This window comes from Aeromonas sp. FDAARGOS 1405, from assembly GCF_019048265.1.
Classification (GTDB): Bacteria; Pseudomonadota; Gammaproteobacteria; order Enterobacterales; family Aeromonadaceae; genus Aeromonas; species Aeromonas veronii_A.
On sequence record NZ_CP077311.1, the window covers coordinates 2558917 to 2585867 of the forward strand.

General features: G+C 60.2%; 23 protein-coding genes. 15 read left to right on the forward strand and 8 right to left on the reverse strand.

Annotated elements, in window-relative coordinates; translation table 11 throughout:
* Window positions 1–23: 23 nt before the first annotated feature.
* Together I6L35_RS12090 and I6L35_RS12095 are read right to left on the reverse strand one after the other, a co-directional pair.
* On the reverse strand, window positions 24–725 hold the full coding sequence (locus tag I6L35_RS12090; RefSeq protein WP_019446238.1) for an ABC transporter permease: 702 nt from the start codon (window positions 723–725) through the stop codon (window positions 24–26).
* Window positions 726–854: 129 nt separating this feature from the next.
* Window positions 855–1697, reverse strand: a complete 843-nt coding sequence (locus tag I6L35_RS12095; protein WP_216978279.1) for a substrate-binding domain-containing protein — start codon at window positions 1695–1697, stop codon at window positions 855–857.
* A gap of 254 nt (window positions 1698–1951) precedes the next feature.
* Between I6L35_RS12095 and I6L35_RS12100 the strand changes: the two genes are divergently transcribed.
* The gene (locus I6L35_RS12100) at window positions 1952–3307 is read left to right on the forward strand and encodes a sigma-54 dependent transcriptional regulator (protein ID WP_064339669.1); all 1356 of its coding nucleotides are present in this window, start codon (window positions 1952–1954) and stop codon (window positions 3305–3307) included.
* A gap of 25 nt (window positions 3308–3332) precedes the next feature.
* Window positions 3333–5435 carry a HAMP domain-containing sensor histidine kinase gene (locus tag I6L35_RS12105; RefSeq protein WP_216978280.1) on the forward strand — a complete coding sequence of 701 codons (2103 nt, stop codon included), beginning with the start codon at window positions 3333–3335 and terminating at the stop codon, window positions 5433–5435.
* 80 nt (window positions 5436–5515) lie between these two features.
* On the opposite strand, the gene I6L35_RS12110 is transcribed toward I6L35_RS12105, so the two are convergent.
* The 3 genes from I6L35_RS12110 to I6L35_RS12120 form a co-directional block, all read right to left on the reverse strand.
* Window positions 5516–6382 carry a helix-turn-helix transcriptional regulator gene (locus I6L35_RS12110; RefSeq protein ID WP_216980277.1) on the reverse strand — a complete coding sequence of 289 codons (867 nt, stop codon included), beginning with the start codon at window positions 6380–6382 and terminating at the stop codon, window positions 5516–5518.
* Between the two features lie 15 nt (window positions 6383–6397).
* Window positions 6398–7255, reverse strand: a complete 858-nt coding sequence (locus I6L35_RS12115; RefSeq protein ID WP_216978281.1) for a formate dehydrogenase accessory sulfurtransferase FdhD — start codon at window positions 7253–7255, stop codon at window positions 6398–6400.
* Between the two features lie 309 nt (window positions 7256–7564).
* Entirely contained in the window at window positions 7565–8206 is a 642-nt protein-coding gene (locus tag I6L35_RS12120; protein ID WP_216978282.1) for a hypothetical protein, read from the reverse strand.
* Window positions 8207–8717: 511 nt separating this feature from the next.
* On the opposite strand from I6L35_RS12120, the gene I6L35_RS12125 reads away from it, so the two are divergent.
* The 9 genes from I6L35_RS12125 (at window position 8718) to I6L35_RS12165 (ending at window position 17751) form a co-directional block, all read left to right on the forward strand.
* A complete protein-coding gene (locus I6L35_RS12125) occupies window positions 8718–9296 on the forward strand; it encodes a DUF3305 domain-containing protein (protein WP_216978283.1) in 579 nt (192 codons plus the stop codon).
* Window positions 9289–9888, forward strand: a complete 600-nt coding sequence (locus I6L35_RS12130; RefSeq protein ID WP_216978284.1) for a DUF3306 domain-containing protein — start codon at window positions 9289–9291, stop codon at window positions 9886–9888. Before I6L35_RS12125 ends, I6L35_RS12130 begins: the two co-directional genes overlap by 8 nt.
* 103 nt (window positions 9889–9991) lie before the next feature.
* Window positions 9992–11737 carry a 4Fe-4S binding protein gene (locus I6L35_RS12135; RefSeq protein WP_216978285.1) on the forward strand — a complete coding sequence of 582 codons (1746 nt, stop codon included), beginning with the start codon at window positions 9992–9994 and terminating at the stop codon, window positions 11735–11737.
* Window positions 11738–11747: 10 nt separating this feature from the next.
* Window positions 11748–12365: a molecular chaperone gene (locus I6L35_RS12140; RefSeq protein ID WP_216978286.1), complete on the forward strand. Its 618-nt coding sequence runs from the start codon at window positions 11748–11750 to the stop codon at window positions 12363–12365.
* 113 nt (window positions 12366–12478) lie between these two features.
* The gene (locus I6L35_RS12145; protein ID WP_021229865.1) at window positions 12479–12682 is read left to right on the forward strand and encodes a transcriptional initiation protein Tat; all 204 of its coding nucleotides are present in this window, start codon (window positions 12479–12481) and stop codon (window positions 12680–12682) included.
* A 23-nt stretch (window positions 12683–12705) separates the two neighbouring features.
* Complete coding sequence (locus I6L35_RS12150; protein ID WP_216978287.1) at window positions 12706–15582, forward strand: formate dehydrogenase subunit alpha; 2877 nt, start codon at window positions 12706–12708, stop codon at window positions 15580–15582.
* 4 nt (window positions 15583–15586) lie between these two features.
* On the forward strand, window positions 15587–16213 hold the full coding sequence (fdh3B, locus tag I6L35_RS12155; RefSeq protein WP_005334799.1) for a formate dehydrogenase FDH3 subunit beta: 627 nt from the start codon (window positions 15587–15589) through the stop codon (window positions 16211–16213).
* Window positions 16210–17181, forward strand: a complete 972-nt coding sequence (locus I6L35_RS12160) for a formate dehydrogenase subunit gamma (protein WP_005334792.1) — start codon at window positions 16210–16212, stop codon at window positions 17179–17181. Before fdh3B ends, I6L35_RS12160 begins: the two co-directional genes overlap by 4 nt.
* Before the next feature lie 159 nt (window positions 17182–17340).
* Window positions 17341–17751, forward strand: a complete 411-nt coding sequence (locus I6L35_RS12165; RefSeq protein WP_235674998.1) for a DNA breaking-rejoining protein — start codon at window positions 17341–17343, stop codon at window positions 17749–17751.
* 87 nt (window positions 17752–17838) lie between these two features.
* Here I6L35_RS12165 and I6L35_RS12170 read toward each other — a convergent pair whose 3' ends face one another.
* On the reverse strand, window positions 17839–18603 hold the full coding sequence (locus tag I6L35_RS12170; protein WP_216978288.1) for an ABC transporter substrate-binding protein: 765 nt from the start codon (window positions 18601–18603) through the stop codon (window positions 17839–17841).
* Window positions 18604–18878: 275 nt separating this feature from the next.
* Here I6L35_RS12170 and I6L35_RS12175 point away from each other — a divergent pair, with 275 nt between their 5' ends.
* The gene (locus tag I6L35_RS12175) at window positions 18879–20594 is read left to right on the forward strand and encodes an NAD-dependent malic enzyme (RefSeq protein ID WP_199428280.1); all 1716 of its coding nucleotides are present in this window, start codon (window positions 18879–18881) and stop codon (window positions 20592–20594) included.
* Between the two features lie 87 nt (window positions 20595–20681).
* On the opposite strand, the gene I6L35_RS12180 is transcribed toward I6L35_RS12175, so the two are convergent.
* Together I6L35_RS12180 and I6L35_RS12185 are read right to left on the reverse strand one after the other, a co-directional pair.
* Window positions 20682–21023, reverse strand: coding sequence for an RT0821/Lpp0805 family surface protein (locus I6L35_RS12180; protein WP_216978289.1), 342 nt, complete (start codon window positions 21021–21023; stop codon window positions 20682–20684).
* Window positions 21020–22531 (reverse strand): Hint domain-containing protein, encoded by a 1512-nt coding sequence (locus tag I6L35_RS12185; RefSeq protein WP_216978290.1) that lies wholly within the window; start codon window positions 22529–22531, stop codon window positions 21020–21022. Before I6L35_RS12185 ends, I6L35_RS12180 begins: the two co-directional genes overlap by 4 nt.
* A gap of 305 nt (window positions 22532–22836) precedes the next feature.
* Between I6L35_RS12185 and I6L35_RS12190 the strand changes: the two genes are divergently transcribed.
* From I6L35_RS12190 to I6L35_RS12200, 3 genes are all read left to right on the forward strand, one after another.
* Window positions 22837–24075, forward strand: a complete 1239-nt coding sequence (locus tag I6L35_RS12190) for a uracil-xanthine permease family protein (protein WP_216978291.1) — start codon at window positions 22837–22839, stop codon at window positions 24073–24075.
* A 551-nt stretch (window positions 24076–24626) separates the two neighbouring features.
* On the forward strand, window positions 24627–25358 hold the full coding sequence (locus I6L35_RS12195; protein ID WP_216978292.1) for an ABC transporter substrate-binding protein: 732 nt from the start codon (window positions 24627–24629) through the stop codon (window positions 25356–25358).
* 40 nt (window positions 25359–25398) lie between these two features.
* Window positions 25399–26925: a methyl-accepting chemotaxis protein gene (locus I6L35_RS12200; RefSeq protein ID WP_216978293.1), complete on the forward strand. Its 1527-nt coding sequence runs from the start codon at window positions 25399–25401 to the stop codon at window positions 26923–26925.
* The last annotated feature ends 26 nt before the right edge of the window (window positions 26926–26951 follow it).

Genomic DNA, 26951 nt, shown 5'->3' on the forward strand with positions numbered 1-26951 from the left:
GTTGATACGCAGTGGGGGCATGGTCAGTTCTTCAGATAGCTGTGGCCGCGACACGCCGTCAGCAGCAGGTTGAGCAAGAGGGCGAGGGTGAGCAGCACTATGCCGAGCGCCACTCCTTGGGTGAAGGCCCCTTTCTGGGTCTCCAGTGCGATGGCGGTGGGGATATTGCGGGTAAAGTGCAGGATATTGCCCCCCACCATCATGGAGCAGCCCACCTCGGTGACGATGCGGCTAAAGGCGCCGATGATGGCGGCCAGCAGGCCAAAGCGGCACTCGTGCATCAGGCCGATCAGCGCCTTGGGCCAGGAGACCCCCAGGGTCAGGGCTGTCTCCCAGGCACGCCGGTCGCTCTGGACAAACGCCGCGTGGGCCATGGTGGCGATCACCGGGAAGGCGATCAGCATCTGCCCCACCACCATCGCCTGCTGAGTAAAGAGCAGCTTCCAGTCGCCAAAAGGGCCGGCCCGCGACAGCAGCATGTAGAGCAAGAGGCCAATCACCACGGTCGGCACCGATTGCAGGGTATTGATGCAGGAGAGCCAGAGCCAGCGGCCGGGCAGCGGCAGATAGGCCAGCGCAAAGCCCAGCAGCAAGGCGGGCAGCAGCACCAGCAGCAGAGCGATGCAGGAGACGGAGAAGGAGACCCCCACCACCTGCCACAGTTCAGTGTCACCACTGAACAGCAGGGCGAGGGCCGCCAATGTCGTGTCGATCAATGTCGGCATCAGACCTCTCTCTCATCGTGCAGGGCGAGGGCCGTCAATACGGTCGTGTCGAGCAGGGTCGGCATCAGGCACCTCCCTCAGCGAACCGGGGGAGGGCCAGCAAGGTCATCGCAGGGGTCAGGGTTGCCATTATTTCCCGTTGGCATCCGCTACAAACAGCGCCTGACCCGCCACCTTGAAGTCACCGATCAGCTTCTGGCCATGCTCGGAGACCAGCCAGTTTTTCAGGGTGCGGGCCCCTTCGGTGTTGAGATCCGGGTATCGCTTGGGGTTGACCAGGATCACCTGATAGGGGTTGAACAGGCGCTTGTCACCCTCCAGCAGCACGGCGAGATCCAGCTTGCTCTGGTAGGCGAGCCAGGTGCCGCGGTCGGTCAGGGTGTAGGCACCCAGCTCTGAGGCCATGGTCAGGGTGGGGCCCATCCCCTGGCCGATGGATTTGTAACCGGCAAACTCGGGTTTAACGTCTGCGGCTTGCCACAGGGTCTGCTCCTTGATGTGGGTGCCGGACTCGTCACCGCGGGAGATAAAGGTCTGGCCTTTATCCTTGATGGCTTGCAGCCCCTTGGCCGCGTCGTGCAGCTTGGCCAGACCCGCCGGATCTTTCGTCGGGCCGACGATAACGAAGTCGTTGTACATCAGGTGTACCGGCTCGATGCCAAAGCCTGCGTCGACAAACTTCTTCTCGGCAGACGGTGCGTGGGTCATCACCAGATCCGCGTCGCCGTTTTCGCCCATCTTCAGGCTCTGGCCGGTACCGGCCGCCATTACCTGCACCGGATAACCAGTCTCTTTGGTGAACTGGGGCAGCAGCCAGCCCAGCAGACCGGACTGCTCGGTGCTGGTGGTGGTGGCGAGGCGGATCGGCGCTTTTGTGGCATTAGTATCCGCTTCGGCGTGGGCAACACCGGCGATCAGCAGGCTAGTGGCGAGGGAGAGGGCAAAACGTTTGAGGCTGGTTTTTATCGTCATCGTGATGCAACTTTTTCAGGGTGGCTGAGGAGAGGGCAAGAGTAAGCAAGCAGGGTGCCAAACTGTTCCTTTGCCGCTGTATTCACGGTTTGCCGTTTAAAAACAGAAGCTTATTAGAATCAATTAGGTGAGCTTGTTATCGCTTTTAATAATTGGTGTTGGTGCTTTTGATACGGTAAGGACAAAATGTCCCACTAAGGTTCCGGTTATCGGGACATTCACCGACCGTACGTGCATCCGAGGTACTTTTTTCCATGACACTCCCTCCCAGCCGCTGGTCTGCCCTTTCCCTGCTTATCGTTGACGATGAGCCCGGCATGCGCAGCTTTTTGGCCAAGGCGCTGGCCAAGCGTTTTGCCCAGATTGAGACTGCCGCCAGCGTGGAGGAGGCGGAAGCCCTGCGCTGCCGCCTTCACTTCGACCTTATCATCGCCGACATCCGGCTGCCGGGGCGCTCCGGCATCGAGTGGCACGAGGCCATAGACCCCGCTACCCGTCGCAGCGACATCATCTTCATGACCGGTTTTGGCGATATGGAGACCGCCCTCAAGGCGCTGCGCCTCGGCGCCAGCGACTTTATCCTAAAGCCCTTCAACCTCGATCAGATGGTGCAGGCGGTGGACAGAGTCATCGAGCGCCGCCAGATGGAGCGGGAGAACCTGCTGCTGCGCCGGGAGGTGAGCAAGCTGTTCCCGCCCACCCTGATTGGCGACAGTGCCAAGACCCGCGAGCTCAAGACGCTCATCGCCAGAGTAGCCCCCTCCAATGCCGCCGTATTGGTGGAGGGGGAGTCCGGCACAGGTAAGGAGTTGGTGGCCCGCGCCCTGCATCAACTCTCTGGCCGGATGGGGGCCTTTGTGCCCCTCAACTGCGCCTCCATCGCGCCGGAGCTGCTGGAAAGCGAGCTGTTCGGCCACGTGCAGGGGGCCTTTACCGGCGCCCGCAAGGGGCGTGACGGCCTGTTCCGGGTCGCCCATCAGGGCACCCTGTTTCTCGACGAGATCGGCGAGATGCCGCTCGCCATGCAGGCCTCCCTGCTGCGGGCGCTGGAGCAGAAGGCCATCCGCCCGGTGGGGGCTGAGCGTGAATTGGCGGTGGATGTGCGCATCGTCGCCGCCACCAACCGCAACCTCAAGGCCGAGGTGGAGGCGGGCCGCTTTCGCGAAGATCTCTTCTATCGCCTCAACGTGGTGGCGCTGCCGGTGGCCCCGTTGCGCGAACGCATCGACGATATCCCCGCGCTGGTGCACCACTTTACCCGCCAGCTCACCGCCGAGATGGGGATGGGTTCCTTGAGCTGGACCCACGAGGATGTGGTAGCGATGCAGGCCTATCCCTGGCCCGGCAACGTACGGGAGCTGCGCAACCTTATCGAGCGCTGCCTGCTGCTGGGCAAGCCCCCGGCGGATTACTGGCAGAGCAGCAAGCCGGCCGAACCGGGCACGAGCGAGGAGGGTTATCCGCTGGCGTGGCCGCTGGCGGAGGTGGAAAAAGCCCACATCCTGCAAGTGGTGGCCAGCCATGATGGCAACAAGTCGGCCGCCTCCCGGGTGCTCGGGGTGGCGCGCAAGACGCTGGATCGCAAATTCAAGGAGTGGGCCATCGAATGATGAAGGCTGACTGGATGGGGTGGCGATGAAGCTGACCCTGCTCTCCCGCTGCATGCGCGCCCTGTTGCCCCGTTGCGTGCGCACCAAGGTACGCTGGCGCCTGCTGCTGCTTACTTCGGTGCCGATCATGCTCACCCTGGTGGGCATGATCGCGCTCACCCTCTACTGGACTCTCACCTACAGCTGGCAGAACCTGCTCACCACGGTGCGCAGCGATCTTGGGGTGGCCCACCACGCCATCACGGTGCAGCAGCAGCGCCAGACAGAGCATCTCGAGCATCTACGCGATGCCTGGGCCTTTCAGCTTCGGCTGCGGGAATCGCCGGATCAGTTGCATGACTGGGTGATGCCGCTGGCGGCCAACTATGGTCTCGATTTTCTGCGCTTGCGCCGTGGCCCCGAGCTGGATCAGCTGACGGCGCAGGAGCGCGCCGCCCTCACGGCCGGGCGCAGCGTCAGTCACTTCGTGGTCTGGTCACAGCAGGAGATGCTCGCCCTCTCCCCGCAACTTGCCAAGCGGGCTGTGTTGTGGCACCGGGATGGCACCAGGGTGGTGGAGGACAGGGGGCTGATCAGCCTCTCGCTGACGCCGGTGATGGGCCGCGACGGCTCCCTTTGGGCCGTGCTAGAGGGGGGTGAGCTTGTCAACGGCAGCACCCGGCTGGTGGATGAGCTCAAGGGTCAGGTGTTTGCCAAAAACACCCTGCCGGATGGCAGCGTCGGCACCGTTACCCTGTTTCTCGACGATCTGCGGGTGAGCACCAATGTGCCGGTCAGCAGCAGCCGTCAGGTTGGCCGGGCGGTGGGTACCCGGGTCTCGCCGCCAGTGCGCGAGCAGGTGCTGGGGCGGGGGGAGATGTGGGTTGACCGCGCCTTCGTCCACGACGCCTGGTATGTCTCGGGTTACGAGCCTCTGCTGGGAGCCAGGGGCGAGCGGCTCGGCATGCTCTATGTGGGCTTTCTCGAGTGGCCCATCATCCGCACCTACCTCACCAATCTGGTGGAGCTGGGCTCCGGCGTGGTGCTGCTGTTGCTGCTCTCCGGCCTGCTGGTCTATCGCGGCGCGCGGGATCTCTTCTCCCCCATCGAGCGGATGCACAAGGTGGTGCGGCAGGTGCAGGCCGGGGAGTCGGCTCGAATCGGCCCGCTGGCGCTCGATCCCGACCACGAGCTGGCCCAGCTCGGTCGCCAGTTCGACGCCATGCTGGACAGGCAAGAAGCGCATCAGCAGCAGATGGCCCGCAGCGCCGACGAGCTGGAGCAGAAGGTGGCTGAACGCACCCAAAGTCTCGAGCTCAAGACTGTGGAGCTGGAAGATCATATCCATATGCTGACCGAGGCGCGCCAGCAGCTGCTGATCAGCGAGAAGCTGGCGGCCCTTGGCGAGCTTTCGGCCGGGGTGGCCCACGAGATCAACAATCCGCTGGCGGTGATCCTCGGCAATGTGGAGCTGATGAAGCTGGAGCTGGGGGAGGCGGCCGAGCCGGTTAGCGAGGAGCTGGCACTGGTGCTGGCCCAGATCGAGCGCATTCGTGCCATCACCCGCAGCCTGCTGCAATACTCTCGCCCCGGCGATTACGAGACCGCGCCTGTGTGGCAGCACCTCAATCCCATCATCGAGGAGAGCCTGACCCTGGTGCGCTCCGCCCTGCGTCAGCAGCAGGTGGAGCTGGTGGCCGATCTCAAGGCCCAGCAGCCCATCGAGGCGGATCGTCAGCAGCTGCTACAGGTGCTGATCAACCTCCTGGTCAACGCCAGCCACGCGCTGGGAGAGCAGGGGGAGATCCGGGTCGAGAGCCGCGACTGGGTCGATGAACTCGGTCAGTTGCGCGGGGCAGAAGTGCGGGTGATCGATAACGGCAGCGGCATCGAGGCGGCCATTATCGACAAGATCTTCGACCCCTTCTTCACCACTCGCGCCACCGGCACCGGTCTGGGGCTGGCCCTGAGCCACCGCATCATCAGTCGCTGGGGTGGGGAGCTCTTGGTGGACTCCACCCCGGGGCAGGGGAGCTGCTTTACCGTGCGGCTGCGCAGCCACGCCCTGCTGCCCAGCGGTAGCGAGCCCGCGAAACTGGAAGGGTGGCGCATTGCGCTCAATGCCGAGGGGCGTGAGACAAGCGATTGATGCTGTTATAAAAAGGCCCGTGATAAAAACAGCCCGTCAACATGGTTGGCGGGCTGTTTTGTCGGTGGGTGAGTGGTTATTTACTGCGGGCTCCACACCAGCTTGCCACTCTGGGTCAGGTCATAGCCGCCGAGGCGGGCCGCCAGCTCGCGTCCCTCGGGGGATTGCAGCCAGCCGATCAGCTGTTGCAGCAGGGTGCGAAAGAAGACCCCCTGCGGCATCACCAGATCGAAGCACTCCTGCGACAGCGGCATAAAGCCGAGGCCAAACTCGGTGGCGGTGCTCTGGGCGCCGGGCCCGACATCCGCATCGCCGCGGCTGATGGCGGCGGCCAGCTCCCGCTCGCTGTTGACCTCGAGGGTGCGCTCCAGCCGGGTCAGCGACTCCCCTTGCGTTTGCAGCCACTCCTGCAGGGCGCGCTGGCTGCCAGCCCCCTCCTGACGCATAGCCCAGCGCCAGTCGAGCGCCTCTTTCGCCTCCTTGGGGTGCAGCCCTTGCCGCAGCACCAGCCCCTGCACCCGCCTGAATCCATGAACGATCACCCATTGCCGGTGGCCCTGATACTGCTGCACCAGCGCCGGGTGGCGCAGGTGGGCCTCCTCGGCCTGCCCCCAGTGGATTGCGCACAGATCCACATGGCCGCGCGCCAGCATCGCCAGCCCCTGACGGGTGCCGCACGGGGTGTAGCCCACCAGTGCCTGGGTGCCGAGCTGCTGTGCCAAGCGGCTGCTGGCGTAGTGCAGCAGCACGTCGTCCGAGCCCGCCAGCAGCAGCCGGTCGTTCATCACCCCCTCGTGGCAACTGCCGAGCAGCCAGCGATCGAGCAGGGAGCGGGGAAACAGCCACTTTCCGGTCGCCTTGGTGGCGGGGATGCGCGCCTCGTTGGCGAGCTGGTAGACCTTCTTCTCGTTGAGATCGAGGTATTCCGCCACCTGCTTGACGTTCATAAACTCGTTCATGGCTTAATCCCGCATCCCGCGACCGGTTGAACCGGGCGCCAGCACCGGCGGCTTCTCGTCCAGCACGATATGGTTGTGGCCGCTAAAGACCTCGAAATGGCGCCCCTTGGCGCGGGCAATCATGGTGATGCCGAGCTGGCGGGCGAGATCCAGCCCCATCTGGGTGACGCCGGAGCGCGACAGCAGCACCGGAATGCCCATCTGCGCCACCTTGATCACCATCTCCGAGGTGAGCCGCCCTGTGGTATAGAAGATTTTATCGCTGCTACTTTCGCCGCTCATCCAGAGCTCGCCCGCCAGGGTATCCACCGCATTGTGGCGCCCCACATCCTCGACAAAGGAGAGGATTTCGCTGCCGCGGCAGATGGCGCAGCCATGCACAGCACCGGCCATCTTGTAGGTTTCGTTATGGGCCGACAGCGCCTTGAGCAGGGCGTAGAGGGTGCTCTGTTTAAGCTCGGGCGCTGCCAAAACCACCCCTTCGAGCTTCTTCATCACGCTGCCATACATGGTGCCCTGACCGCAGCCGGAGGTGACCGTCTTCTTCTCCAAGGATTTGTCGAGATCGGCTGCCTGCTGGCTGCTCACCACGGCGGCGGCCTCACTCTCCCAATCGACGATCACCGACTCTATGGCTGCAATATCCTCGATAAAACCCTGATTTTTCAGATAACCCAGCACCAGCGCTTCGGGGCGGGCTCCCAGCGTCATCAGGGTCACTATCTCCTTCCAGTTGAGGTAGACCGTCAGTGGCCGCTCACAGGCGATTTGGCGGGTGTTCATCGTGCCCTGTTCATCCATCACCTCGACGGCCATGGTGAGCTGGGCGGCAGCATTGCTTTTGATAAAGGTCGGTGTCATGGGCCCCTCGCGACCGGTTGCCGGGATCTAAGGGGAGGGATAGAGCAAGTTTTGTTCCAGATTACTTTCAAACGAGGCACAGGTTTAACCTATGACCTTGATGAAACAGGAATTATCCACACCGAGAAGATTAACGAGCTGGGTTATAGAGCTTACTTAATATGATGGGGGAAGGGATAGTCCGCTGGATACCTATTAAGTGGACCGAGATATAGAAGATTATTTTTACAGCACGTGACAAATAAAGAAGAGGGCCTTAAAAGTAGGTTTTGTTAACCTATGTAAGGCCCAGTTAATTAAAAAATCAAACTAGTTTCCGCTATGCAAGCTGAACTCATTGAAATAAACAGGGAAAGTATATTGTGTATTAGCTCCCCCCGCCCCCAACACAACCTTACTCACTTCTTGCAAAGACGTCGTGCCACTATAAACCAAGTCGCCATTCACATACATTCTAATCATGTCATCGACTTTCATGATCGAGAGTCGAAGTTTTGACATATTGCTATAACGTCCTTTGGGTGGGAGGCATCCATTATTATTTATACAAACTTGTGAAACCCAGAAATTATCCCCATCTCTACCGATAACAAGGGATGTTCCCTCTGTTTCATCTAGATTAGAAATTTGAATGTAAGCCCTAGGGTTGATGTTGGACAAATTTGAAAAATCTCCTTGCACAACGGTGCTCAAAGAAATATTTCTCTTTGGTTCAAACGTTTTTGATACACCAGAAAATTTGAAATCCTTCAGCGGGTTCCGAGTGACAATTTTTAGAGAGCTATTTTCCTCTTTTATGTCAGATTTTTCGGAGGTTTGGTTGTAGATATTCCAGTTGGATAGTGAATTTGAGCTAAAAGAATCATGTATATAGAAGTCGCCAGCAGAGGCGGAATTATTTAACAATAATGCTGTAGAGAATGCCAAAATTTTTTTAGTGTTAAACTTCATTGTTATAATCCATCTTTTAGTTTTCTTGTTAAAAGTGAGATAATTATTTATATCAAAGAGCAGATATATAATCTGACCTCTCATATTTTAAATCAATTTTCATCTCACCAACATCATGACTCCCATCAGTGAATTGCAGTTGCCGATGCTTTTTATTGGCAAGCAATTTCTTGCATTGATTTTTATGGGTGTCGTATGGGGCATGTTACATCAAGTTAGAGCTAATCCGCCAGTCCAAAACAGGTGTAACCAAATATTTTATAAAACTTGGAATACCTACCTTTTTGGCAAAACGTAGGGCTGTAGATTCGAATAGCGAAGTGTATTCGAACGGTCGCGTATTGGAAGTGCTACGTGTCCTGCTCTCCTCGAAGGAAAGCCACATCCCGCCTTGGCCCCACTCTTGCTAAGTCTTATCCCATAGATGGCCGTGGCCGCCCTGAATCCCCTGCTCTGAACCGCCTCGAACGGGGTGGATCACGGGGGAGGGCGGCTCGGCAGAGACCTTCTGATGGGAGCCGTGACAGTGCAAGAGACAATCAATACCTTGCCCCCGCAGCGCTGGCTGCAACTGGAGTTAAAGGCCATCGACAGCCAGGTTGGCCGCTGGCAGAGCCGCCGTTTCGAGATTGCGGCGCTCCACCCAGCCGAACCGGAGTCTGCCGGTGCCTTGCCCCTTACCCTGTTTCGCGATGAGCGGGGGGATTATCGCTTCAACCTGAGCTCCGGCTCGCCCCGCCTCTTTGTCACCGGAAGCCGCGTGGACAGTGGTTTTGTGGCCGACGGCCTGACCCTGAGCCAGACCGTGGCCGCCGCCTATATGGATGGCGAGCGGCAGGTGCTCTCCTGCCCGCTGCCCGAAGCGCTGCAAGCCTGGGTGGAGGCCTTTATCGGCCGCCACGGCGAGCTGCTGGAGGCCCGTCGCAAGGGCAAGAAGGGCAAGGGGCGGGCCCAGGATCAGCTGGGAGTCGATAGCCAGGATCAAGCCAGCTGCGGCGCCGTGAAACCCACCGGCCCCGATGGTCGTGAGCGTGGCAGCGACGCCGGAACCTGTGCCGGAACCAAGGCCGGAAACAGCGCCCATGAGTGAGTTCCTCAAACGCTGGTCGTCTCGCAAGAGTGAGGCGCGCAAGCATCAGGTATTGCAGCCACGGGAAGAGGCCATTCCCGAGGCGGTTGCAGCCCCCATCGAAGGCAGTGGCGAAGCTGAAACTCCAGATACTGCGCTGGATAGCCCCGTAGTCAGCACTGACAAGGGGAGCTGTGAACCTCTTGCTGTTGAGGGGGCAGAGAGTGGCGAACCGCCGCTAACAACAGCCCAGCCGGGCAAGGCAAAACTCCCCGACAGGGAGGCGCTGCGGGCCATGTTTCGCAGCCACAAGCCGGATGGACTCGACGACTACACCCAGGATTTTAGCCAGCCCGAAGTGTTGCCTGCGGCCCTGACCGCCGGGCTGCGCAACTGGCTGGTGGATCAGGTGATCTCCCCGGAGAGCGAGTCGGCCAATCCGGCCAGCGGATCTGCTGAACCGGTGGCGGTTGCCAGCGAACCTGCCGCCGAGCCGCACGAGCTGGCTGATAACCATTCTCAAACCCACACCGACGATCGGGACATTTTGGTTTCCTGTGGTGGACAAAATGTCCCAACCAAAGGTGGGGGAATGGAACCCTCAGGATCCTGACTCCCTGTCAGTCACTTTTTTTCCGGGGGAGTTGGCTCGCCTCTTGCTCTCTCGGCTTACCAACAAGCGCCCATCCCATGAGGTGGCGCGCGCAGGAGTGTATGTGAGCACTGAACAAATATTGCCAAATCTGAGCCCAAATCTGGCCTCCAATCTTGCCCATGGGGCGGGGGCGGCCGAGCATAACGCGCGCGCTCGCGCCTATGCCCTGCAGCATACGGTCAAGACCGACAACCTGATCCCGGCTACTGTCTCTTACCAGAGTCAGGGGCGCCTGCTGCTGGTCGGCCCGGAAGATCGTATTCGCCGCGCCGCCAGCCTGCTGCCCGCCGGGGTGAAGCCGACTCTGCTGGTGACCGAAGCGGTCCACGATGCCGAGGCGGCCGATCTCGAAACCATTTTTGATGCCACCGCATCCCTCGCGGCCCTGACCCTGCGCGAGCCGAGCCTGACAGGGTATCTGGGGCAGTTCCAGCTCACCGGCCTCAATGGGCAGGGTGAGCGGGTTAATCTGGCGGCGCTTTGCTTTCCACAACAAACGGTTGTTGGTAGCGAACAGCGCTTCGATCTGGTGGCCGATCTGGGCCGCGCCCCGCTCTTTGCGCTGGAGCGCCCGCCGGTCGGTTATCTGCATCTTGCCGATGACCAAGGGCTGGCCGAACGGCTCACCGAGCTCTGTGCCCTGACCGGTATCTTCGACAAGCCGCGCTATTTTCGTCTCGACTCCGAGGCCTGCGCCTTTACCGCTCGCGGCGTGCCCGGTTGCAGCCGCTGCCTCGATGTCTGTCCTACCGATGCCCTCAAGCCCATCAATGGTCGCATCCAGATCGATCCCCATCTCTGTCAGGGCTTTGGCAGCTGCGCCTCAGCCTGTCCGACCGGGGCGATTGCCTATCACCAGCCCGATGCCAACACCAGCGGAGACTACTTGCTGCGCCTGCTCAAGCACTACCGGGAGGCGGGCGGTGAAGCGCCCCAACTGCTGATCGCCGGTGAAAACGAGCGCAAATGGGTGGAAGCCGAGCTCACCCGCTTGCCCGCCAACTGGCTGCCGGTCTGGGTGGAGGAGAGCGCGAGTTTGGGTATCGAGAGCTGGTTCGCGGCACTCGCCTACGGTGCCAGCGCGGTGCGCATCGTGCTGGGCGAGGATGTCCCTGCTAGCGTGCGGGCATTGGTTGAGCGGGAGCTGGCGAGCGCCACAGTGCTCTTGGCGGGCGCTGGTCTTGCTGCCAATCGTATTGCCCTGTTTAACCCGGATGCCGAACAAGATAAGCCGATCTCCGGTGAACCAGCCCTTGCCCTGCTGGAGAAGCCGCTCAAAGGGGGCAAACGGGAAAACCTGTTTGCCGCTTTCGATGCCCTCTGGCAGGCCAATGAGGGGAGCCGCGAGCCGCTGGCGGTGCCCCACGGTGCCCCATACGGCAGTGTGGAACTCAAAGAGTCTGACTGCACCCTCTGCATGGGCTGCGTGGCGGTCTGCCCGAGCCGTGCCCTGCATGCGGTGGGGCACACTCCGGGTCTCAACTTTATCGAGCAGGATTGCATCCAGTGCGGCATGTGTGAAAAGGCGTGCCCCGAGCAGGCCATCGTACTGGTGCCCCGCCTGCAACCCGTGCCCGAGGCGCGCCGCGCCGTGCAGAGCCTGAAAGCCGAAGAGGCGGCCTGCTGCATTCGCTGCTCCAAGCCGTTCGCGCCCGCCTCGATGATCCGCCGCATCCAGCAAAAACTGGCCGGTCACTCCCACTTCCAGAACGAGGCCGCCCAGCGGTTGCTGATGTGCGAGGACTGTCGGGTCAAGGATGTGTTTGCCGCGCTGGCGGCGGATCCCGTCTCCCAGCTCAAGGTATGAGGGGCCAGTAATGAATGAACAACATAACGAAAAGGCTGGCGAACTGACCATGACCGAACTGGAACAGAGCAGCGCCGATCTCTACGCCCTGCTGGCAAGCCTCTGGCGCGCCGCCCCCCGTGGTGAACAGCTCGCCTGGCTGCAAGGGTTGCAGGCTATGCCGGGCCCCTTTGCCAGAGGGCTGGGGCTGGTGCAGCTGGCGGCCAGTAGCCACCACGAAAACGAGCTTGCCGAGGAGTATCAGGATCTCTTTATCGGGCTGGGGCGCGGGGAGATCGTGCCGTTTGCCTCCTGGTATCTCACTGGCTCCCTGATGGAGCTGCCGTTGGCAGTGCTGCGCGCAGATCTGCAGTCCCTCGGTTTCGAGCGCCAGAGCGGAGTGTGCGAGCCGGAAGATCATCTGGCCGCCCTGTGTGAAGTAATGGCGGTACTGATTGGCGAGCAGCACCCGGAGCGCAACCGCTTCTATGAGCGCCACCTTGCCCCCTGGGTACTCGCCTGCTGTCGCGATCAGCAACAGGCGAAAGGGGGCAGCTTCTACCGGGCGGTCGGTGCCCTTGCCGAAGATTTCTTCAAGCTGGAAAACGAATTGCGCCTGCCGTTTGGCGCCTGCGTGGTGCCGGGCTGAATGCCCCTATCTGCGCATAACAAGAGCTGCGCATAAACGAGCAGACGAGATATCCCATTGGACGCGAAGCTGGCGCGCAGGCGCCGGCAAGAACAACAACAGAGGTCACAAGAATGAGCGATGAAAAGCTGAAAGACCCGTCCCGCCGCAATCTGATCAAGGGAGTTGGCGTGGTCGCCACCATAGGCGTATTGGCCGGTGCCACCGGTCGGGTGGTGGGCAAAGAGGTGCTGACCCACGACACCGAGCCTGACAAGGGCTATCGGGAGACCCCCCATGTTCACGACTTTTATCGCACCCTGCGCGGCACTGACTGAGCCGGATCAGTGAAGGAGAATTCATGAAACTGACAAAACGTGCCGAGCAGCCCCAGGCGGGCGAGCAGGGCAATGATACTGTTCGCGGTCAGGGGCTGACCCGCCGCGCCTTTATGGTCAACTCGGGTCTGGTAGCCGGTGGCGCCGTGGCCGCCGGTTGGCTGGCCCCTGCCATGATGCAGCGGGCCGAGGCCAAAACCGTGGCGGCCGGGGTGCCGGTCGAGGTGAAGCGCACCATCTGTTCCCACTGCTCGGTGGGCTGCGGCGTCTATGCCGAGGTACAAAACGGCGTCTGGACCGGTCAGGAGCCTGCCTTTGATCACCCCTTCAACCTTGGCGGCCACTGCGCCAAGGGGGCGGCCCTGCGCGAGCATGGCCACGGCGAGCGTCGCCTCAAGTACCCGATGAAGCTGGTGGGCGGCAAGTGGCAGCGCATCAGCTGGGATCAAGCCATCGAAGAGGTGGGCAACGAGGTGCTGCGCCTTCGCAAGGAGTCCGGCCCCGACAGCGTCTACTGGCTCGGCTCCGCCAAGCACTCCAACGAGCAGGCCTACCTGTTTCGCAAGATGGCGTCGCTTTGGGGCACCAACAACGTGGATCACCAGGCGCGGATCTGCCACTCCACCACGGTCGCTGGCGTCGCCAACACCTGGGGCTACGGCGCCATGACCAACAGCCTGAACGACATGCACAACAGCAAGTCGATCATGTTTATCGGCTCCAACCCGGCGGAGGCCCACCCGGTCGCCATGCAGCACATCCTGCTGGCGAAAGAGCGCAACGGCTGCAAGATCCTGGTGGTCGACCCGCGTCGCACCCGTACCGCCGCCAAGGCGGACATGTACCTCTCCCTGCGCCCGGGCACCGACGTCGCCTTTATCTGGGGCATGCTCTGGCACATCTTCAAAAACGGTTGGGAAGACAAGGAGTTCATCCGCACCCGCGTCTACGGCATGGACGAGGTGCAAAAAGAGGTGGCGCGCTGGACTCCGGCGGAAGTTGAGCGGGTAACCGGCCTCAACGAACAGCAGGTCTATGGCGCCGCCAAACTGCTGGCCGACAACCGCCCCGGCTGCGTGGTCTGGTGCATGGGTGGCACCCAGCACACCACCGGCAACAACAATACCCGTGCTTACTGCATCCTCGAACTGGCTCTCGGCAACGTGGGCAAGAGCGGGGCGGGCACCAACATCTTCCGCGGTCACGACAACGTGCAGGGGGCCACCGACTTTGGCGTCACCTCCGACTCTCTGCCCGGCTACTACGGGCTGGAAGAGGGCTCCTGGAAGCACTGGGCCAGGGTGTGGGATGTGGATTACGAGTGGATCAAGGCCCGCTTTGACAACAAGGCCTACAACGGCAAGCTGCCGATGAACAACAACGGCATTCCGGTCTCCCGCTGGGTGGACGGGGTGCTGGAGAACGCCGATCTCATCGAGCAGGGCTCCAACATCCGCGCCATGTTCTACTGGGGCCATGCGGTCAACTCCCAGACTCGCGGCCCGGAAATGAAGAAGGCGATGCAAAAGCTCGACATGATGGTGATTGTCGACCCGTACCCTACCGTCGCCTCGGTAATGAACGATCGCACCGACGGCGTCTACCTGCTGCCGGCCACCACCCAGTTCGAGACCTATGGTTCCGTGACCGCCACCAACCGCTCCATGCAGTGGCGCGACAAGGTGATAGAACCCCTGTTCGAATCCAAGGTCGACCACGAGATCATGTATCTGCTGAGCAAGAAGCTAGGTTTTGCCGACCAGCTGTTCAAGCACATCAAGGTGGAGAACAACCAGCCACTGCTGGAAGACATCACCCGCGAATACAACCGTGGCATGTGGAGTGTGGGCTACACCGGCCAGAGCCCGGAGCGGCTCAAGGCGCACCAGCAGAACTGGCACACCTTCCACAAGACCAACCTCAAGGCCGAGGGCGGCCCGGTCAGCGGTGAAGTGTACGGTCTGCCCTGGCCCTGCTGGGGCACCCCTGAGATGAAGCACCCCGGTAGCCATATCCTCTACGACACCAGCATTCCGGTATCGGAAGGCGGTGGCGGTTTCCGCGCCCGCTTCGGCATCGAGTATCAGGGCGTCTCGCTGCTGGCCGAAGACTCCTGGCCGAAAGGGAGCGAGGTGGAAGACGGTTATCCCGAGATCACTGCCGACCTGATGAAACAGCTCGGCTGGTGGGATGAGCTGACCGAGGCCGAGAAGAAGGAGGCCGAGGGCAAGAACTGGAAGACTGACCTCTCCGGCGGTATCCAGCGGGTCGCCATCAAGCACGGCTTCGTCCCCTACGGTAATGCCAAGGCACGCTGCGTGGTGTGGACCTTCCCGGATCAGGTGCCCAAGCACCGCGAGCCGCTCTACACCCCGCGCCGGGATCTGCTGGCCGATTACGCCACCTGGCCTGATTCGAAGAGCCTGTGGCGCCTGCCGACCCAGTACGCCTCGGTGCAGGAGAAGGATGTCAGCAAGGAGTTCCCCATCATCCTCACCTCCGGCCGTCTGGTGGAGTACGAGGGGGGCGGCGACGAGACCCGCTCCAACCCCTGGCTGGCTGAATTGCAGCAGGAGATGTTTGTCGAGATGAACCCGGCGGATGCCAACGACGTCGGCGTGCGCGATGGTCAGGATGTGTGGGTCGAGGGGCCGGAAGGGGGCAGGGTCAAGGTGAAGGCGCTGGTGACCCCGCGGGTCAAACCGGGGCTCGCCTTTATGCCGTTCCACTTCGGCGGCCACTTCGAGGGCAAGGATCTGCGATCCAAGTATCCGGAAGGGTCTGACCCCTATGTGCTGGGGGAGTCGGTCAACATAGTCACCACCTATGGTTATGACCCGGTCACCCAGATGCAGGAGACCAAGGTCACCCTGTGCCGTTTTCGCAAAGTAGGAGCCTGATCCCATGGCCAGAATGAAATTCATGTGTGACACAAAGCGCTGCATCGAATGCAACGGCTGTGTGACGGCGTGCAAGAACGAGAACGACGATGCCCTGGAGTGGGGCATCCAGCGCCGCCGGGTGGTGACCCTCAACGACGGCCTACCGGGGGAGACCTCCATCTCGGTCGCCTGCATGCACTGCACCGATGCCCCCTGCATGGCGGTCTGCCCGGCCGACTGCTTCTATCACACCGACGACGGCATAGTGCTGCACAACAAGGATCTCTGCATCGGTTGCGGCTACTGCCTATTTGCCTGCCCGTTCGGGGCGCCCCAGTTCCCGAAGACCGCCGCCTTTGGTGATCGGGGCAAGATGGACAAGTGCACATTCTGCGCCGGTGGCCCGGAAGAGGATCACAGCGAAGCGGAGCGCCAGAAGTACGGTGCCAACCGCATCGCCGAAGGCAAGCTGCCCATGTGTGCCGAGCTCTGCTCCACCAAGGCACTGCTGGCTGGGGATGCGCAGGTCATCTCCGACATTTTCCGCGAGCGGGTCGCCTATCGTGGTGCCAAGGATGCGGCTTGGGGTAATGGCGATGAGCTGTTCCACGATGCCAGCAAGCTGAACAAGCAGGGAGGGGCGGCATGAAAACCTGGCTAATGGCCCTGTTTGCTGCCCTGCTGCTGGTGAGTACCGCAAGTTTCGCCGATGCCGAGAAAGAGGCGGTCGGCTTTGCCGGCGCCGATTATTGGCGTGCGGTGAAGGATGGGCAGGAGGGGGTGACCACCTCCCGCTCGCCGGAGCACGGAGTGCTTATCTCGGTGCCGGGCCAGCTCTGGTTCGAGGTGAAGACCAAGTGGGTGTCGCCGCTCGGTGCCATCGCTATCTTCGGGTCGCTCGCCATGTGTGGCCTGATGTATCTGGTGGTGGGGCAGACCAAGCTCTCCAAACCGCGCACCGGGCGCAAGCTCAAGCGCTGGAGCCGGCTGGATCGGGCGCTGCACTGGACCACGGCGGCCATGTTCCTGACCCTCTCCGGGTCGGGGCTGGCCATCATCTACGGCAAGTACTTCATCAAGCCGGTGGTGAGCCTCGGGGTGTGGGAGAACTGGATCTGGTTTGCCAAGGTGTTCCACAACTACGTGGGGCCGCTCTTCTTCCTCTGCCTGATGGGGGTGCTCATCAAGTGGTTCCGCCACAACATCGTCAACATGGTGGATGTGCAGTGGTTCATGAAGTTTGGTGGCATGCTCGGCAAGCACAAGGGAAGTCACCCCTCGGCGGGCTTCTCCAACGGCGGCGAGAAGGCGATCTTCTGGCTACTGATCTGGTTTGGCGGCATCGTGGTGGCGACCGGGCTGTTCCTTGATTTCCCCATCTTCGGCCAGCTGCGCCGTCAGATGGAGTGGGCCAGCTTCATCCATATCGTAGGCGCCTTGATCCTTATCTGCGGCTTCATCTTCCATATCTACATGGGCCTGTTCCAACTGGAAGGGGCACTGGAGGGGATGGTGACCGGCGAGGTGGACGAGACCTGGGCCAAGGAGCATCACGACCTCTGGTATGAAGAGGTGAAGCACACCCTCGATGAGCCCAAGGCGGGCAAATCAAGCTGATGGTCGACAAAGAGTAAAGAGAAGGGGCGCTGCGGCGCCCCTTTTGATGGCGGGTCGATCGTGATGGCAAATTGATTGAGCGATGCCGCAAACGGCGATGGTTTTTTGGGCCACCTTGAGCAACAGTAACAGGGAATCCATTCACACAAGGGATGACAAATGATGAGAAAAGCATGGCTGGCAGCGGTATGTGCATCTGCGCTATTCGGTGGTATTGCGGGCGTGGCGCAGGCGGCTGACGGGATCAAGACCCAGCAGGTGCAGTTCAAGAAGGGGGAGTCAGGGGCAACCATCAACGGCACCATTCAAGGTAGCCAGACCCTCGATTACAAGCTGACGGCCAACAAGGGCCAGAGCATGGTGGTGATCCTGACCGGCAAGCCCTACTTCAATATTTTGCCGCCGGGCAGCAAGGGGGAGGCGATTTTTATCGGCTCAACAGAAGGGAACAACTTTGAGGCAACCCTGCCTGCCAAGGGCACCTACACCATTCGGGTCTACCAGATGGGGGCGGCCGAGAGCAGCAAGGCCAAGACGCCGTTCAAGCTGGAGGTGGGCATCAGCGGCTAATGCCTGCAGCTGACAAATATCACGGCGCTGGCTGCCACAAGAGGCCATCGCCGTTGTTTTATCCTCTCTGTTTTTGCCTCGCCACGGTCAATATTCACCCCGGGCCAGCCGGTCGAAATAGGTTTGATAACGTCCGCTGGCGATGGCCTGCTGCAACTGCTGATTGAACTGATCACGCAGTTTGGCTGAATCCTGCATTTTGCGCGGGAACATCACGAAGCTGTCGTTGCGCAGAAAAGGGGTCTGACTGTGGGTGATGAGTGCCGCGCTGGCGGGGTCGAGCTGACTCTGCAACTCGGCCAGACCGACCCGCAGCTCTTGCGGATAGAGGTCGATCCGCCCGCGCAGCAGCTTGCCGAAATTCTGCTTCACGTCGGTGACACGCTGCTGGCTCACTTTGCCGTCGGCCACCATCTTGTCCAGCTCTGGCCCGTAGCTGTAGGCGATATCGCCCCCCAACCGCATGCCAACGATCTGCTCGAGGCGCTCGGCTTGCAGATGTCGTGTTTTGAGTGAAAAGAAGACAAACTGCTCCTGCAGCACCGCTTTGCTGAACAGAAAATCCCGCTCACGTTCCGGCTTGTGCATCCAGACGGCGGTGGCATCGTAGAGCTGGCTGTTGGCTGCCAGCGAATAGACCCGACCCCAGGGGGCGAAGTGGAACTTCACCTCGTAGCCCGCCTCCTTGAACAGATCGCGGATGAGGTGGGCCACTGGCCCGTGCTGTTTTGACTGCTCGGAGACGAAAGGGGGCCATTCACCCACGATGATGTTGAGTTCTCTCCCCTGTGCGGCGAGAGCCGACTGGCAGGCAAGCAGTTGTGACAGGGCAAGGAGCAGTATCAGACGCATGGCGAGAGGAGGCAAAAGCTGGCTGAAAAAGTCGAGGGCATCAGGTCACTCCCGGCTGCGGCATGGTGAAACGTTGCGGAATTGATCGCAATGCTAGCATGAGTCTCATTCCTCTCCGTGGATATTTATCACTCGGGGAGTGAGATGAGCGGATTTTGGCCACAGGGTATGCCCAAGCTCACAAAACCGATCGAGTAAACGTCATATGATTGATTTCATTATGAGTCTTGCTCTCCTGCCGAACGGCAATTTCACGTAAATCAAAGAGAATGACTATGGCTACCGGACAATATCTGCTGTGGAAAGATGCACAGGGACAGGATTTTCGCCCCGTTGCACTGACCGGCACTGATCTGCTTAACAATCGATACCTCAACAAGGGCACGGCCTTTACCGAACAGGAGCGGGCCGATTTTGATCTCGATGGTTTGCTGCCGCCTCAGGTACAAACCTTTGAAGCCCAGCTCGAGCGAGTGTATGAGGGGTTCAAGAGCGCTTGCAGCGATATCGAGAAGTACCAGAACCTGCGTGCCCTGCAGGATCGCAACGAAACTCTGTTTTATGCCCTGTTGTCACGCCATGTGGAGGAGATGACTCCCTACATCTATACCCCGACCGTGGGCAAGGCGTGCCAGGAGTTCAGCCACCGCTTCCAGAAGCCGCGCGGCCTCTACATCACCCCTGACAACGTGGATGACATGGGCAGTCAGGCCCGTCACTTCGATGCCAAATCGATCCGCATCATAGTCGTCACCGACAGCCAGGGCATTCTGGGGATCGGCGATCAGGGCGTCGGCGGCATGGGCATCCCCATCGGCAAGCTGGCGCTCTATACCCTGGGGGCCGGTATTCACCCCGCCTGCTGCATGCCCATCGCGCTGGATGTGGGCACCGACAACCAGAAACTGCTCGATGATCCCATGTATCTGGGCCGCCCCCACAAGCGTATTCGTGGCAAGGAGTACGAAGAGTTCATCGACAAGTTCGTGCAGGGGGTCAAGCGCCACTTCCCCAACGCCGTGCTGCAGTGGGAAGACTTCAGCAAATCCAATGCCTTCAACAATCTGGCCCGCTACCAGCAGGCACTGCCGTCATTCAACGATGATATTCAGGGCACCGGTGCCGTGGTGCTGGCCGGTATTATCGGCGCGGTCAAGGTCAAGGGGGAGACCCTGGGCCAGCAGAACTATCTGGTCTATGGAGCTGGCGCCGGCGGGGTTGGTGTCGCGGATCAGATCTGCGCGGGGATGATCCGCGAGGGGATGGATCCGCAGGCGGCCCGCGATCGCATCTACATTCTGGATACCCAGGGGCTGGTGTGCGACAACCGGGACGGGCTCGACGAGTACAAGCGACGTTACGCCAAGCCGGGGCTGCTGCTGGCGGGCTGGGATACCGAGGTGCCCGGCAAGGCCAATCTGGCCGATGTGCTGCGTCATGTGCCCATTACCGTGTTGCTGGGTACCAGCGGCTCGGGCGGGGCCTTCCAGGAAGAGCATATCCAGCTGATGCTGCAGCATTGCGAGCGCCCCATGGTGTTCCCGCTCTCCAACCCGACCGCCAACTGTGAAGCGCTGCCGGAAGATATCTACCGTTGGAGCAATGGCAAAGCCATCGTTGCAACCGGTAGTCCGTTCAAGGATGTGAGCTACGAGGGGCAGGAGTTCCGGGTCGGGCAGGGCAATAACGTCTTTATCTTCCCCGGTGTAGGTCTGGCGGCCATCGTCAGCCAGCTCCGCGAGATCACACCCGATGTCTTCACTACTGCCGCCTTTGCGCTGGCTGAGTGCGTGAGTGAGGTGGACCTGGCGAAAGGGGCCGTCTATCCTCGCATTCGCGAGCTGCGCAGCATCTCGGTGCATGTGGCCACCGCAGTGCTCAAGGATATCGTGCGCCGGGATCCCTCCCACCCGCTGATCGGTCAGGATCTGCAGCAGCATATCCTCAACCACATGTGGGAGCCGGTTTACCTGCCCTATCGTCGGGTATAACCGCGTATTCACCGCTCGGATAACGGGTCGGTAAAGATGAAAAGGGGGTAGCGCTGCTACCCCCTTTCGTTTACCCCGTGGCATTCACTAAGTTCGCAATGGCCGCCAGCGCCCTTCCTGATTGCGACAGGCGGTATCCTGCCACTGCTGGCTGGCCTTGCCGATATAGAGTTGCTCGCGATAGTCGCGACACCACTCCCCGCTGGTATGGCGGAAGGTGCGTAGCGGGGTGACGCTACCCGAGTGACGGTTGGCTGGATTGAACCAGGTGAGGCTCTGCCCTTTGGGGCGGGTTTCCAGCGCCTTGGCAAGGGCCTGATTGGCCAGTTGAACATCTGCCTTATCCATCTGATGGTAAAGCGGCGGAGTGTCGACCGTGGCGCAGCCAGCGAGGCCGAGCAGGAAGAGTGGTAGCAGATAACGCATCATGGTTGCCCCTGTTGGCGAAAACCGTTGTTGAGCAGCGCCCGCTCCTGCTCATCGGTAAGCACTTGCTGGCGATCATCGACCGTGCCATCACCCCTGAGCTTGTTGCCATTGGCATCGACAGCATCTACGCCGTTGTCATCGATGGTTCCATCACCCCTGAGTTTGTTGCCGTTGGCATCGACGGCATCCACACCGTTGTCATCGATGGTGCCATCACCCCTGAGCTTGTTGCCATTGGCATCGACGGCATCCACACCGTTGTCATCGATGGTGCCATCACCCCTGAGCTTGTTGCCATTGGCATCGACGGCATCCACGCCGTTGTCATCGATGGTGCCGTCACCTCTGAGCTTGTTGCCATTGGCATCGACGGCATCTACACCGTTGTCATCAACGCCATTGCCAAATCCGCGGCCACCCCCATGGCGTTCTCCCCCTGCATGTTTTTCTCCACCAGCATGCCGTTCACCTCCACCATGCTGCTCTCCGCCGGCATGCTCGCCTTGGCCGCCACTGTCATCGCTGCCCCCATCGCTGTCGCTGCCACCACCGCTGTCGCTGCCACCGCCGCTGTTGCTGCCACCGCCGCTGTTGCTGCCACCGCCGCTGTTGCTGCCTCCGCCGCCGCTGTCGCTGCCTCCGCCGCTGTTGCTGCCACCACCGCTGTTGCTGCCACCACCGCTGTTGCTGCCACCGCCGCTGTTGCTGCCACCGCCGCTGTTGCTGCCTCCACCGCTGTCGCTGCCTCCGCCGCTGTTGCTGCCTCCGCCGCTGTTGCTGCCTCCGCCGCTGTTGCTGCCTCCGCCGCTGTTGCTGCCTCCGCCGCTGTTGCTGCCTCCGCCGCTGTTGCTGCCTCCGCCGCTGTTGCTGCCTCCACCACTGCTGCCACCATCGCCATCTTTGTTGTGAACGATCAGCTCATTGGCGATGTAGCTGTGGCTGCCATCGAGCAGCAGATTGAAGAGTGCGGTAGTGGGAGGTGCCTCTATCCAGCAGAGTGACTCAACCAGCAGTAATGCCGGCTGGGGTTGCAGGGCCAGATTGCCCGTCACCATGACAGGTGCCGGGCGACACATTATCTGCATGCCGGTAAATAGCGGCACTACCGCCAGTTGCGGGTTTTCGGTTCGGGTCATGGCCGGTGAGATAGCTGCCCAGCCCCGAGTGGTCAGCAGAGGGTGCTCAGCGGTAAAGAACGGGGGCAGATCATTGATCCCGTAGAGTCTGCGCTTGCCCAGTATGACCCGTTCGACCGCCAGGATCCGGTTACTGCCGCCGTGTTGATCCAGCACCCGTTCACCGACCCGCAGCGTCTCTATGGGGCGGGTGGAACCATCGGCCATCGTGATGCGAGTGCCGGCGATAAAGCAGGACTTGGCATAGGCCTGATTCATTTGCCACTCATTGTGGGCGAAATCATAACTGAACGGGTTTGCAAACAGGGCGAGAGCGATGGCCGAGCCGATAAGCAATCTGCGCTGGCTGGCTTTGAATGGGGGCTGTGACATGGAGACTCCTTGTCCATCTTGATTCACAGGATCCATTATAGAGCGCTCCCAAGCGGCGGCATTTTTGACCATGAGCACAATAAACATGATGGAAAAACGATTGGCGTTCGTCACAATAATGCGTAAAATCGCATACTCGATGCTTGTAGCAACGAATCCCGCCTAAAAAGCCAGTTTCATGCCCTTCCCAAGCAGTAAAAGGTAGCAAGTGACGAATTTGTGTTCATTTTGCGCCTTAAAAAAGTCTTGTGATGACTGAAAAGTGATAAATATCTCCATCAGTTATCAAAAAATTAAGGACATCCATGTTTTCCTTAGTCAAGCAAAGTGTCGCCGGGCTGCAAATCCTGTTTGTCGCCTTCGGTGCCATGGTTCTGGTGCCCCTGCTCACCGGATTGAACCCCTCCATGGCCCTGCTTGGCGCTGGTGTGGGCACCCTGTTGTTCCAGCTCTGCACCCGCCGCCAGGTCCCGATTTTCCTCGGTTCCAGCTTTGCCTTCATCGCCCCTATCATCTACGCCACCCAGACCTGGGGATTGCCATCCACCATGTTTGGCCTGTTTGCCGCCGGTTTCATGTATTTCATTCTGGCTGCGATGATCCGGGCAAAAGGGATGGGCTTTGTGCACAAATTGCTGCCGCCCGTGGTGATTGGCCCGGTGATCATGGTCATCGGTCTTTCTGTGGCGCAGGTTGCCTGCAACATGGCGATGGGCCGCGCCGGTGGTGAGCAGGTGGTTCCTGCGGGGATTGCGCTGACGCTGGCCGGTATCTCGCTGGCGGTCACCCTGATTGCAGCTGTGTTCTGCAAGGGGTGGATCAAGCTGATCCCCATCCTGTGCGGTGTGATTGCCGGTTATGTCTCGGCGGTGTTCATGGACCAGGTGAGTTTCGATGGCATGGTGAACGCCCCCTGGCTGGCGCTGCCCCACTTCGAAATCCCGGAGATCAACTGGGCTGCTGCGTTGTTCATGTTGCCGGTAGCCATCGCCCCCTGTATCGAGCATATCGGTGGCGTGTTGGCGATTGGTGGCGTGACTGGCAAGGATTACACCAAGGATCCGGGTTTGCACCGTACGCTGGCCGGTGACGGTATCGGAGTCTGCTTCGCCGGTTTCATCGGTGGCCCACCCGTGACCACCTACGCCGAAGTGACCGGTGCCGTGATGATCACTCGCAACTTCAATCCGGTCACCATGACCTGGGCTGCGGTGTTTGCCATCATTCTGGCCTTCTTTGGCAAGTTCAATGCGCTGCTTACCTCCATCCCCATGCCGGTGATGGGCGGTATCATGCTGCTGTTGTTCGGATCCATCGCTGCCATCGGTCTCAAGACGCTGGTGGAATCCAAGGTGGATCTGGGACTGTCACGCAATATCGCCATCGTCGCCGTGACTCTGACCGTCGGTGTCGGTGCGCTGGAGATGAAGATTGGCGACTTTGCGCTGGCCGGTGTTGGCCTGGCCTCTGTTGCCGCCATCCTGCTCAACCTGATCCTGCCTGCGCACTCCGAAGAGGGTGTGATGGACGCGGCCAAGGACTGAGTTTCACCAGACGTTTATTGTTGATTTGGAGAAGGCCACCTCGCGGTGGCCTTCTCATTTTCGGGTATCTAGCGCCACTTTTTGGCTCGACGGAGCTCATCTGGAATCTAATTTGGAAGCAGATGAGGGGGTTAGCATTCTCATTTGACGTATCTCTTTTCGTGACCTTAGCTAAAGGACAGGTTTGGCTCTGAGGTCTCCTCGAGCAGTATGGGAAAATGGATGTTGGCGTTTTCTATCATTTCTCTCCCAGACCCCTGTCATAAAACGATGCGCTTTTTCTTTGCCACGGCGCTGTTGTATGGCAGAGGCTTATCCGCCCCACTCCGCACTCCCCTCATGCTGCCCTGGCATGTTTCCACCTCGATTTGTTGTGAGCCTCCCTCGCCGGTTGCGTTTCGTTGCGCACAGGCAAAATCCGGATCTGTTTGCTGCTGCACGTTGGTGGGCGGCGAGCCGTGAAAGCCGGCATGACCCCAGCGGGTCAGACGTGCACCGCCATCGGTAACGGCGGATGTTCAGGGATGAATGGCAAGCAAAGCGAGGTTGCAATGAACTATCAACTGCTGTGGAAAAGTGCAATTTTTTCAGTCTCTTCCATGATGGCGATAAGCGCTGTTCAGGCTGCGCCACTGAACGTGATGACCGAGGATTACCCGCCATTCAACATGCAGGGGGAGGGGGGCAAGATTGTCGGGCTATCGACCGAGGTGGTCGAAGAACTGTTCAAGCGTGCCGGGGTCGAATACAAGCTGACCCTGATGCCCTGGAAACGGGCGTACGAAGATACCCTCGGTACTCCCAATACCGCCCTCTACTCCACGACCCGCACTCCGGAGCGGGAAGCACTGTTCAAGTGGGTAGGGCCGCTGGTCAATAACAACTGGGTATTTTTCTCCAGTTCGACCGCCAATATCACGGTCAAGTCGCTGGAAGATGCCAAGCAGTATTCGGTGGGTGGCTATAACGGTGATGCGGCCGCCGAATATCTCAAGGCCCAGGGATTTGCCAAGTTGCAGCTGGCCGCCAACGATACCGCCAACGTGAAAAAACTGGAGGCAGGTCGCATCGATCTCTGGGCTACCGGCCAGTATCTGGCCCCCTATCTGGCCAGCAAGGAGAAGGTGGCCTCACCCAAGCCGGTCTTCGTGTTCAAGGAAACCCAGATGAGCTTGGCGTTTAACAAGGATACGCCCGATGAGCTCATCACCAAGCTCAACGAGATCCTCGCAGCCATGAAGGCGGATGGCACCATCGAGAAAATCAACGCCAAGTACCAGTAAGTTTTACTGTTCCTGCTGCCGTTAATACCGGGAGGAAGTCATGGATTGGAAAAGTCTGAAGTTCAGGATTGCCGTGTTGACCTCCCTGTCGGTGAGTCTGCTACTGGTACTGTTTGGTGGTTATAACTACAGCTCGGTGAGGGAAGAGAGCTACAGTAAACAGGCTCAGCTGGTCGAGCAGGCCATCGGCCGGCTGCAGCTCTCCCTGCCCGGCCCGCTGTGGAATTATGAATCGGCCTTCATCGAGGCATCGCTCAAGTCCGAGCTGGCGGCCGATATCCTGAGTGCGCTGCTGGTGGTCAACAAGGACAAGCTGGTTGCTGGGTTTGCCCGTGACACGGCGGGGAGCATAGCCCCCGTGACAGCCATGCCTGCCGATACCGCTGCCTATGGGGGATATGATCTGGTCTATGACGACAGTGGCCAGAAAAATACCGTGGCCAGATTGCTGGTCGAAACCAGTGATGCGGCGATTCAGGCCAACTTGCGCCAGCAGTTGATCACTACCGTCTGGCAGATCCTTGTGCTCGATCTCTGCATCATTGCGCTGCTGATGGTGCTGATTCATCGCAATGTGCTGAGACCACTTCATCAGATGAATCAGGCGGTGTTCGATCTGGCCAAAGGAGAGGGGGATCTGACCCGGCGTCTGAAGATTAGCCGTCAGGATGAGATGGGCGCGTTGGCCACCAACATCAACCACTTTATTGCCAAGTTGCAGGAGATGGTGGCGGAGATCAACGAGCTCTCTGCCGGCGTGCTGCAGACCGCGGAACGTTGTGACACCCTTGCGGCGGATACTCGGGGCGCCAGTGATGCCCAGCAACAGGAGCTGGATCAGGTCGCGACTGCCATTACCGAGATGAGTCAGGCGGTACAGGAGGTGGCAGGTAATGCAGTGAAGACTGCTACGGCGACCGATGAGGCCAACCTTTATGTCGAGCAGGGCTACAATCTGGCCGGTCATGCCAATCAGGCGATTCGCCAGCTGGTGGGAGAGGTGGAACGGGTGGCGGGGCTGATGCGTTCCCTTTCTACCGAGAGTAGCAGCATTGGCAATATTATCGAAGTGATCAATGGTATTGCCGAGCAGACCAATCTGCTGGCGCTCAATGCCGCCATCGAGGCTGCGAGGGCTGGGGATCAGGGGCGCGGTTTTGCGGTGGTGGCCGATGAAGTGCGAACCTTGTCAGGTCGTACCCGTCAGTCGACCGAAGAGATCAGTGCCAGCATCAAACGGCTGCAACAAGCGACCCAGAATGTTGGTGCCGGGATGCTGCTGAGCCAGGAGCAGGCCTCTCGTGCGGGAGCCGAAGCAGCTGATGTACAGATATCGGTGGAGAAGATAAAAAACCAGGTCAGTTTGATCCGCGAGATGAACATGTATATTGCCCAAGCCTCGGAAGAGCAACATTCTGTAGCTGAGGCGGTGAGCCATAGCGTGAACAGGATTGCCACCCTTAATAGCGAGAGCGCGGCCAGGGTGGTGCAAGTGGCTGAAGCCAGCAGCGATTTGCGCCAGCTCTCCGGTCAGCTCGATACCCTGCTCAAGCTGTTTCGGGTCTAGAGAGCACATACGCCCTGCGGGGGATC

What these genes read in the sequence shown, in the direction of transcription:
- I6L35_RS12115 (WP_216978281.1), bottom strand. Translation starts at nt 7,255, where the DNA reads ATGACACCGACCTTTATCAAAAGCAATGCTGCCGCCCAGCTCACCATG.
- I6L35_RS12150 (WP_216978287.1), top strand. Translation starts at nt 12,706, where the DNA reads ATGAAACTGACAAAACGTGCCGAGCAGCCCCAGGCGGGCGAGCAGGGC.
- I6L35_RS12190 (WP_216978291.1), top strand. Translation starts at nt 22,837, where the DNA reads ATGTTTTCCTTAGTCAAGCAAAGTGTCGCCGGGCTGCAAATCCTGTTT.
- I6L35_RS12140 (WP_216978286.1), top strand. Translation starts at nt 11,748, where the DNA reads ATGAATGAACAACATAACGAAAAGGCTGGCGAACTGACCATGACCGAA.
- I6L35_RS12095 (WP_216978279.1), bottom strand. Translation starts at nt 1,697, where the DNA reads ATGACGATAAAAACCAGCCTCAAACGTTTTGCCCTCTCCCTCGCCACT.
- I6L35_RS12120 (WP_216978282.1), bottom strand. Translation starts at nt 8,206, where the DNA reads ATGAAGTTTAACACTAAAAAAATTTTGGCATTCTCTACAGCATTATTG.
- I6L35_RS12175 (WP_199428280.1), top strand. Translation starts at nt 18,879, where the DNA reads ATGGCTACCGGACAATATCTGCTGTGGAAAGATGCACAGGGACAGGAT.
- I6L35_RS12185 (WP_216978290.1), bottom strand. Translation starts at nt 22,531, where the DNA reads ATGTCACAGCCCCCATTCAAAGCCAGCCAGCGCAGATTGCTTATCGGC.
- I6L35_RS12100 (WP_064339669.1), top strand. Translation starts at nt 1,952, where the DNA reads ATGACACTCCCTCCCAGCCGCTGGTCTGCCCTTTCCCTGCTTATCGTT.
- fdh3B (WP_005334799.1), top strand. Translation starts at nt 15,587, where the DNA reads ATGGCCAGAATGAAATTCATGTGTGACACAAAGCGCTGCATCGAATGC.
- I6L35_RS12200 (WP_216978293.1), top strand. Translation starts at nt 25,399, where the DNA reads ATGGATTGGAAAAGTCTGAAGTTCAGGATTGCCGTGTTGACCTCCCTG.
- I6L35_RS12105 (WP_216978280.1), top strand. Translation starts at nt 3,333, where the DNA reads ATGAAGCTGACCCTGCTCTCCCGCTGCATGCGCGCCCTGTTGCCCCGT.
- I6L35_RS12160 (WP_005334792.1), top strand. Translation starts at nt 16,210, where the DNA reads ATGAAAACCTGGCTAATGGCCCTGTTTGCTGCCCTGCTGCTGGTGAGT.
- I6L35_RS12180 (WP_216978289.1), bottom strand. Translation starts at nt 21,023, where the DNA reads ATGATGCGTTATCTGCTACCACTCTTCCTGCTCGGCCTCGCTGGCTGC.
- I6L35_RS12110 (WP_216980277.1), bottom strand. Translation starts at nt 6,382, where the DNA reads ATGAACGTCAAGCAGGTGGCGGAATACCTCGATCTCAACGAGAAGAAG.
- I6L35_RS12170 (WP_216978288.1), bottom strand. Translation starts at nt 18,603, where the DNA reads ATGCGTCTGATACTGCTCCTTGCCCTGTCACAACTGCTTGCCTGCCAG.
- I6L35_RS12145 (WP_021229865.1), top strand. Translation starts at nt 12,479, where the DNA reads ATGAGCGATGAAAAGCTGAAAGACCCGTCCCGCCGCAATCTGATCAAG.
- I6L35_RS12125 (WP_216978283.1), top strand. Translation starts at nt 8,718, where the DNA reads ATGGGAGCCGTGACAGTGCAAGAGACAATCAATACCTTGCCCCCGCAG.
- I6L35_RS12195 (WP_216978292.1), top strand. Translation starts at nt 24,627, where the DNA reads ATGAACTATCAACTGCTGTGGAAAAGTGCAATTTTTTCAGTCTCTTCC.
- I6L35_RS12130 (WP_216978284.1), top strand. Translation starts at nt 9,289, where the DNA reads ATGAGTGAGTTCCTCAAACGCTGGTCGTCTCGCAAGAGTGAGGCGCGC.
- I6L35_RS12090 (WP_019446238.1), bottom strand. Translation starts at nt 725, where the DNA reads ATGCCGACATTGATCGACACGACATTGGCGGCCCTCGCCCTGCTGTTC.
- I6L35_RS12165 (WP_235674998.1), top strand. Translation starts at nt 17,341, where the DNA reads ATGATGAGAAAAGCATGGCTGGCAGCGGTATGTGCATCTGCGCTATTC.